8 protein-coding genes are annotated in these 7567 nt (G+C 28.1%); 4 read left to right on the top strand and 4 right to left on the bottom strand.

All coding sequences use genetic code 11. The features are described 5' to 3' along the window. Window positions 1-95: 95 nt before the first annotated feature. The 4 genes from LJD32_RS14105 to LJD32_RS14120 are packed head-to-tail and all read right to left on the bottom strand — an operon-like array spanning window position 96 to window position 3287. Window positions 96-893 carry a hypothetical protein gene (locus tag LJD32_RS14105; protein ID WP_227392709.1) on the bottom strand — a complete coding sequence of 266 codons (798 nt, stop codon included), beginning with the start codon at window positions 891-893 and terminating at the stop codon, window positions 96-98. A gap of 47 nt (window positions 894-940) precedes the next feature. Continuing rightward, window positions 941-2086, bottom strand: a complete 1146-nt coding sequence (locus tag LJD32_RS14110; RefSeq protein WP_227392710.1) for a nucleotidyltransferase — start codon at window positions 2084-2086, stop codon at window positions 941-943. Continuing rightward, window positions 2083-2532 (bottom strand): threonine/serine exporter family protein, encoded by a 450-nt coding sequence (locus LJD32_RS14115; protein WP_119362907.1) that lies wholly within the window; start codon window positions 2530-2532, stop codon window positions 2083-2085. The genes LJD32_RS14110 and LJD32_RS14115 overlap by 4 nt, the downstream gene beginning before the upstream one ends. Next, a complete protein-coding gene (locus LJD32_RS14120; protein WP_032091686.1) occupies window positions 2532-3287 on the bottom strand; it encodes a threonine/serine exporter family protein in 756 nt (251 codons plus the stop codon). The genes LJD32_RS14115 and LJD32_RS14120 overlap by 1 nt, the downstream gene beginning before the upstream one ends. Window positions 3288-3438: 151 nt before the next feature. Here LJD32_RS14120 and LJD32_RS14125 point away from each other — a divergent pair, with 151 nt between their 5' ends. The 4 genes from LJD32_RS14125 to LJD32_RS14140 all read left to right on the top strand — a co-directional run bounded on the left by LJD32_RS14125 (window position 3439) and on the right by LJD32_RS14140 (window position 7214). Beyond that, window positions 3439-4158 (top strand): pseudouridine synthase, encoded by a 720-nt coding sequence (locus LJD32_RS14125; RefSeq protein ID WP_227392711.1) that lies wholly within the window; start codon window positions 3439-3441, stop codon window positions 4156-4158. Between the two features lie 53 nt (window positions 4159-4211). Continuing rightward, window positions 4212-4442, top strand: coding sequence for a hypothetical protein (locus LJD32_RS14130; protein WP_052011167.1), 231 nt, complete (start codon window positions 4212-4214; stop codon window positions 4440-4442). A 249-nt stretch (window positions 4443-4691) separates the two neighbouring features. Then, window positions 4692-6440 carry a threonine--tRNA ligase gene (gene thrS, locus LJD32_RS14135; RefSeq protein WP_107030605.1) on the top strand — a complete coding sequence of 583 codons (1749 nt, stop codon included), beginning with the start codon at window positions 4692-4694 and terminating at the stop codon, window positions 6438-6440. Between the two features lie 138 nt (window positions 6441-6578). After that, window positions 6579-7214 carry a TetR/AcrR family transcriptional regulator gene (locus tag LJD32_RS14140; RefSeq protein WP_175302054.1) on the top strand — a complete coding sequence of 212 codons (636 nt, stop codon included), beginning with the start codon at window positions 6579-6581 and terminating at the stop codon, window positions 7212-7214. The last annotated feature ends 353 nt before the right edge of the window (window positions 7215-7567 follow it).

Here is a 7567-nt window from a genome sequence, read left to right on the forward strand (position 1 = left end):
GTTGAAGCAAGAATCTCCGACTTCTAAACGAAGTGTAAGTCGGAGTAGTTCACTAATAGTTAGATTTTTTACAGCAATCAAAGTTGATAAATGCTTCATAGGTGATGTTTCCTTTCAATAGACTTTAAAAGATCTCTTTTACGATAAGTATTATCAGGAGATAAATTCATTAAAGTTTTATGAATGATTGAAAAAATATACTCTTGATATTCTTTATAATTATCTTGATGAATCGTAATTAATGCTTCATCCTCTTGTTTTAAGAGATGATTATATTCTTGATTTATGTTTGTAAGTTTTTCAAGAATATCTTTTTTATTTTGGTATTCTTTTTGTAAATCAATGATGTCTTTTTCAATGTTCTTTATTTCATTTAAGAATAATTCTTGAACTTCTACAGATGATAATGCATCATCTTGATAAGATTGTAAGAGTTCAAATTGTTGAAGTTCTGAAAAAGAATAAAATTCATTTTCTTGTAACATATAATAACGAATATGTTGAATGAGTGTTTGAATAAAATTTTTTTCATAAAAGAGTTTTTCTTTTTCCTTGTTTGGATAATTGATTTGTACATAATTAATTTCTTTATTTGTAGGAATGACGATAATATGGCACATTCCATAGAGTTCTTGGTTTAAAATAAAGGGATTAACAAGACATTTTTTATTTTTGTATAAGATGATTATTGGTAAATGATATGATTTTTTTAATAGTTGATTGACTGTTCTTTCATTAATAAAATGAGGTGTTGATTGTATTGATAAATCATGGTTTTTTTGAATATAATTACTTCCTAAAATATTTTTAGTTTTAAAATCTTTAATTTCTAAGCTTTTATGTTTTTCTTTTAAAGAATAGTATAAAGAATGATCATAATTCAAATCTTTCATTTAGCTACTATTTTAATTTAAGCACATATTTCAATAATAAAAAAGAACTATCTTTTAGATAGTTCGATAACAGGAATATTTTGAAATTCTTTTTTGATCATTTGATGATCTATTAAAGATAATAATTTTGATGATTTAATTTCTAAATCTAAAGCAGGATGTTTATAAGATGAAAGATTTGTAATTATATGATAAGAACATGTTTTTTTGATTGTTTTTAAATACTTTTGTCCTTTTTGATTCATTTTTAAAACATGAATATAATCAATAGGAAAACAGTTTTTCATTTCTTCTTTTGTGTTATTCATTAAAATGTGTAATAACATTCTTTGAATCCTTGTTTTTGTATAACGTTTACTTGTAAGTTTATTTACCAATTCTTCATAACTACTTACATTAAAAATAACTTTTTTTAATAAGTTTTCAATGCCTTCATCAACAAGATGGATCTTTTTTAATTGTGTAGGGCTTTGAATGATAATTTGATATTTCAAATAATCAAAGAAATCATTTTGATGATAAAGCAAATCATAATAAGACATATCTAATAGATAATCATGAACATCTTGTTTTTCTTTTAAAGCTTTACGTAAAGCTGTAGCAGAAGCAATTTTTGTAAGTGTAGTATCATGATAATCATTGGATCTTTTAATACAATGTAAAGTAATAGGATAATCATTTTCAATGACTTCTTTAACATAACCTAAACCTAATAAATCATTAGGTGTCTTGATACTTTTATTTAGTAATAAACTTAAAGCTTGATTACAAGCATCAGGGTAACGTAATCCTTTTTTCATAGCAGCTTTAACATATTGATCATATTCATTAGGATGATTTTTAATAGCGTAGGCGATTTCTTTAAAAGTATCGATGTCACCACATTCACTACCAAAAACAAGATCAGTAATTCCTATATGATAAAGTAAATCAATCGCTCCTTTACAAAAATAATCGGCACTTTGACAAACATATGCAAAAGGGAGTTCGATAACTAAATCAACACCATATTTAATAGCAAGTTCACTTCTTTTAAATTTATCAATAATTGCGACTTCTCCTCGTTGAACATAATTACCAGACATAATAGCAATTGTTAAATCGGGCTTTACCATTTCTTTTGCTTTTTGTAAATGATAAAGATGTCCGGTATGAAAAGGGTTATATTCAACAATGATTCCTAATATTTTCATAAATGATAGTCCTTTTGTTTAATGGTTTTAATAACTTTAAAGAAAGTTGAAACAATTAAAATTGCAGTTGCAAGTGCTAGAGCTGTTCCTACTGTTTGAAAAAGAGAATCAAGAAATAAATCTTGATCATGTGAAATCAAATAAAGCATTGTTTGATAAATTCCTTTCCCAGGGACAATGGGGAAACAACCAACAACAATAAAAATAGTTGCAGGAGCTTTACATATTCTTGCCATAATTTCACTAAATAAAGCTACCACGATCATCGCACATAAATTTGACATAATATTACTTAGATAGGGTATCACCAGTAAATAAACGATCCATCCTAGCATCCCACCAAGAGAAGCTAAAAATGCATAAGGCAGATGACGATGTACTCTAAAAACAAAAGCAAATCCTAAACACCCTAAGAAAGCACTTAAACATTGAATTACTTGTTCCATTAAATCAATCCTTTCAATAAAATACGCATCAATCCAACTCCTAAAGCAATTGCTGTTGCAATAAAAAAAGCTTCAACAAGACGTGCTTGCCCGGAAACATAGTTTCCATCGATAATATCTCTTAAACTATTGGTAATTGCAATTCCAGGAGTTAAAATCATTAAACAACCAATAATTGTCGCATCTAGATTATAAATCAAATGAAAATGATAAAACAAAATCGCTAAGATAGTTAAAAACATACTTGTTAGTGTTGTACGCATTAAAGAATTAATTCCTAAAATCTCATTGATCCATACAAAAAAATACATTAAAAAACCTATGATTCCAGCAATAATTCCTTCATGAAGTCCGCCTCCAAAAAAAATAGCATAACCTCCAGCACCTAAACCATACCCTAAAAAAACAAGTGGCATGATAGGATGTAAGGAATTGATAGCCTTTATTTGTTGTTCAATAAAATCATTAGTAGGTGTTTCATTACAGATTTTTCTAACAAGATCATTTAAAGCACAAACAGCATCAAGGTTTGTACGATTTTGTAAAGTTCTTTTAGTAAGAGAAGTATTTGTTCCATCTTGAAAAGTAACACTCATTGTAAAATAAGTAGGAAGAGCAAAAACACCTATATCTTGAAAGCCATAGCTTTGACACATACGTTCTAGACTTTCTTCTACACGGTAAATTTCAGCACCATTTTTAAGTAATAATTTACCGATTTCAGCAATATTTTTTATTAATAATTGTTCGTTCATTTTTTTATTTCACCAAAAGTTAGTATAACAATTATTAAGTATTTAGGAAAGAAAAAAAGTGTGTTTAAAAGGTATTTTTCAAAAAAATAAAAACAGATTGCAAAGATATAAAAATTAGGTATAATAACTTTTGATAAAGTAGGTGAAATAAATGGAAAGATTACAAAAATATATTGCTTCAAGTGGTTATACATCAAGAAGAAAAGCAGAAGATTTAATTAGAGAAGGTAGAGTTTCTGTTAATGGTCAAGTTGTAACTGAACTTGGAACTAAAGTTAAATTTGGAGATGTTGTTTTAATTGATGGAGAAGCTATTGTTGGTGAAAATAAAGTTTATTATCTTTTTTACAAACCACAAGGATGTGTTTGTACATTAGATGATGAGTTCGATAGACCAAAAGTAATTGATTACTTTGAAGAAGTTGAAGAAAGAATTTATCCTGTTGGACGTTTAGATTTCGATACAACAGGTGCTTTAATTATGTCTAATGATGGTGATTTTGCAAATATGATCATGCATCCAAGAAGCCACTTAGAAAAAATCTATGAAGTAACAATTAAAGGTCTTATTAAAGGTGAAGATTTACATCATTTAGAAAAAGGTGTTTATTTAGAAGGTAAAAAAACAATGCCTTGTAAAATCAAAGTCACTTATAAAGATATGGAACATAAAACAACTGTTTTAAAAATTAAACTTTATGAAGGAAAAAACAGACAAGTTAAAAAAATGTTTGAAAGTGTGGGACATCCAGTAAAAAGATTACATCGTATTTCTGTTGGTTGTGTCAATTTAAAAGGATTACGTCCTGGAGAATATCGTCGTTTAAAACCACAAGAAGTAAAAGATTTAAAAAAATTAGTTGGAAAATAAAATTCGACATCATTTTTATGCATGAGTGCTTATACTAATTGTTGGTGATGGAAATGAGAGTACAAATTATTGATGATAAACAATTAAAAAACTGTAGTATTTGCAAAGCAACGGATGAATGGGTAGAAAATATATGTGTTAATGGGATTGAAGGATTATATTGTGTTAAATGTGATACACTCACATTGTATGAACCCCTTCCTTCAAAACTTGTTTATTTAGCTTTTAAGAAAAAATGTATGCAAATAAAAGAAATGAAAACCAATAATCAGTTGACAATGTAAAATATTGTATTAGAATAAAAACGTAAATAAAAAAGCAATGATTTAGGATATGTTTTATAAATGATTTGATTTAGAGAAAAGGTGGTTGGTGAAAACCTTGAGAATGTTTATAAGATACTCCCTAATAGCTACACTTGAAAAAGATTGTCGTTAACTGCGTTAAAGTTTTGAGGCTGAAAAGCAAATTAAGGTGGTACCACGAAACTCTCGTCCTTTGGATGAGAGTTTTTTATGTAAAGGAGAAGGAAAATGGTAGATTTTAAAGAAAATGAACAATTAAATACATTAAATCACTCTTGTGCCCATGTTATGGCACAAGCAATCAAACATCTTTATCCTCAAGCTAAATTTTGGGTAGGTCCTGTTGTAGCTGAAGGATTCTATTATGATGTCGATTTAGGTGATGAAGTTGTTAGTGATGAAGCAATCGCTAAAATTGAAAAAGAAATGAAAAAAATCTGTAAAGATGGTAAAAGAATTGTTCGTCGTGAAATTTCTAAAGAAGAAGCTTTAGAAATGTTTAAAGATGATGAATATAAATTAGATTTAATTTCTAATTTAAAAGATGGAACAATTACTTGTTATAGTCAAGGAGATTTTACTGATTTATGTAGAGGTCCTCATGTTGAAACAGTTAAAATGTGTAAAAACTTTAAATTAATCAAACATTCTGGTGCTTATTGGAAAGGTGATAAAAACAATAAAGTTTTACAACGTATTTATGGTGTTTGTTTCCCAACTGCTGAAGAATTAGAAGAACACTTAAATTTATTAGAAGAAGCTAAAGAAAGAGATCATCGTAAAATTGGTAAAGAAATGGAAATCTTCATGGTTGATGATTTAATTGGTAGAGGTCTTCCAATGTATTTACCAAAAGGATATGCTATCTGGCAAAAACTTGAAAGATACATCAAACAAAAAGAAAAGAAATTAGGTTACTTACATGTATTAACTCCTGCTGTAGGAACAGTAAACTTATATAAAACATCAGGACACTGGGATCATTATAAAGAAAATATGTTCCCACAAATGGAAATGGATGGAGAATCATTTGTTTTACGTCCAATGAACTGTCCTCATCATATGATGATTTATGCAAATAAATTACATTCTTATAAAAACTTACCAATTCGTATTGGTGAAATTGCTCATGACTTTAGATATGAAGCATCAGGAGCTGTTAAAGGTATTGAAAGAGGAAGACATTTCTGCCAAAACGATGCTCATTTATTTGTAACACCAGAACAAATTAAATCAGAATTTAAAGGTGTTATCGATTTAATCTTAGATGTTTATAAAGATTTCAATATTACAGATTATCGTTGTGTTTTATCTCTTAGAGATCCAGAAGATAAAGAAAAATATCATGATGATGATGAAATGTGGAATAAAGCAGAAAATGAATTACGTGAAGTAATGAATGAACTTGGTATTGAATATACTGAAGAAATTGGGGAAGCTGCTTTCTATGGTCCTAAATTAGACGTTAATGTTAAACCAGCTATTGGTAATGAAATCACTTTATCAACTTGTCAATTAGACTTCTGTTTACCAGCTAAGTTTAACTTAACTTATGTTGCGGAAGATGGAACTAAGAAAACTCCTGTTGTTTTACACAGAGCTATTTTAGGTTCATTAGATCGTTTCATGGCTTATATCTTAGAAGAAACAAAAGGAAACTTACCATTATGGTTAGCTCCTACACAAGTCAAAGTATTACCTGTTAAAAATGAATATCATTTAGATTACGCTAATGAAATTTATCAATTATTATTAGATGAAGGTTTTGAAGTAGAACTTGATTCAAGAGATGAAAAATTAGGATATCGTATCCGTGAAGCACAAATGCAAAAAGCAAACTATATTCTTGTTTTAGGTAATAATGAACGTGATGAAAGAACTGTAACTTATCGTAAACATGGTGAACAAAAAGCAACAACTGTTACTATTGATGAGTTTGTTTCAATGTTAAAACAACAAATTAAAGATAAAAAATAGTTTATATTTTTAAGATATGGTATACGTAGAAGCTCAATTTTTAAATATAGAATTGAGCTTTTTACATAAAATTGACAAAAGAAAATGCTATTTATATAATACTAATGAGATAGAGTATCTCTATAAAGTGAGGAAATTATGATAATAAAAAAGTCAGAAAAAGATGAACGCAGAGAGAAAATTATAGATGTTGCTTTTCGTCTTTTTGTAAATAAAAAAATCGAATCTGTAACAATGGGAGAAATAGCAAAAGAAGCAGGAATTGGAAGAGCAACATTGTTTCGCTATTTCCCAGGAAAATTAGAACTTGTTATTGCGGTAAATACAAAAGAATGGAAAGAATATTTTGATGAATTAGATCAAAAAAGACCAATGAGTTCAGTAGGAGATATACCAGCTATCGGTCGTTTGATTTTTACATTAGATAGTTTTATTGAAATGTATCAAACGCATAAAGCTCTTCTTCGATATAATGATAATTTCAATCATTATGTATCTCATTCAGGAAGAAAAGATTTACAAATGGATGAATTTAATCAAGCACTTTTTTCAGCAAATACACGTTTTCATATGATGTATGAAAAAGCCAAAGAAGATAAAACGTTTAAAACAGATATGGCAGAAGAAGAGTTTATGAGAGTAACAGTTCATACAATGATGACAGCTTGTGCATATTATGCAGGAGGTTTTATTTGGGGTTCTAAAGAAAATGAAGACTACACACCAGAGTTGATCCAATTAAAAGAAATGATTCTTGCGTATGTCAAAGCATAAATAAATAATAAAATTTATATATTTGATAAGTGTTTATATTTTTAAGAAAATATTTATAAAAAAAGGTAAAGTTTTAAAATGTAAAAGAATATGATTGTTTACAATCAATGTTTTGCGGGTGGTAAAAACGATGGATAACGCATGTAGAGGGTATCGAAAAGATACTCTTTTATAAAAAATAATAAGGAGTGTTCTTATGAAAATCATCGAAGAATTATCAAAAAAAATAAAACTTACAGAAACTGAAAAAGAAATGTTTGAACAAAAATAGGAGCGCAATCCCCTTCCTCTAAGCGAAGGGTAACCAAATAATTTAGGGGGAAAGCCAAATTATTTAGGGGACAACTTTAGGG

Source organism: Faecalibacillus sp. TM498 (assembly GCF_020589955.1).
Lineage (GTDB): Bacteria > Bacillota_I > Bacilli_A > Erysipelotrichales > Coprobacillaceae > Faecalibacillus > Faecalibacillus intestinalis.

Excerpts from the sequence above, each read along its gene's own strand:
- LJD32_RS14105 (WP_227392709.1), bottom strand. The coding sequence starts at position 893 with ATGAAAGATTTGAATTATGATCATTCTTTATACTATTCTTTAAAAGAA.
- LJD32_RS14110 (WP_227392710.1), bottom strand. The coding sequence starts at position 2,086 with ATGAAAATATTAGGAATCATTGTTGAATATAACCCTTTTCATACCGGA.
- LJD32_RS14115 (WP_119362907.1), bottom strand. The coding sequence starts at position 2,532 with ATGGAACAAGTAATTCAATGTTTAAGTGCTTTCTTAGGGTGTTTAGGA.
- LJD32_RS14120 (WP_032091686.1), bottom strand. The coding sequence starts at position 3,287 with ATGAACGAACAATTATTAATAAAAAATATTGCTGAAATCGGTAAATTA.
- LJD32_RS14125 (WP_227392711.1), top strand. The coding sequence starts at position 3,439 with ATGGAAAGATTACAAAAATATATTGCTTCAAGTGGTTATACATCAAGA.
- LJD32_RS14130 (WP_052011167.1), top strand. The coding sequence starts at position 4,212 with ATGAGAGTACAAATTATTGATGATAAACAATTAAAAAACTGTAGTATT.
- thrS (WP_107030605.1), top strand. The coding sequence starts at position 4,692 with ATGGTAGATTTTAAAGAAAATGAACAATTAAATACATTAAATCACTCT.
- LJD32_RS14140 (WP_175302054.1), top strand. The coding sequence starts at position 6,579 with ATGATAATAAAAAAGTCAGAAAAAGATGAACGCAGAGAGAAAATTATA.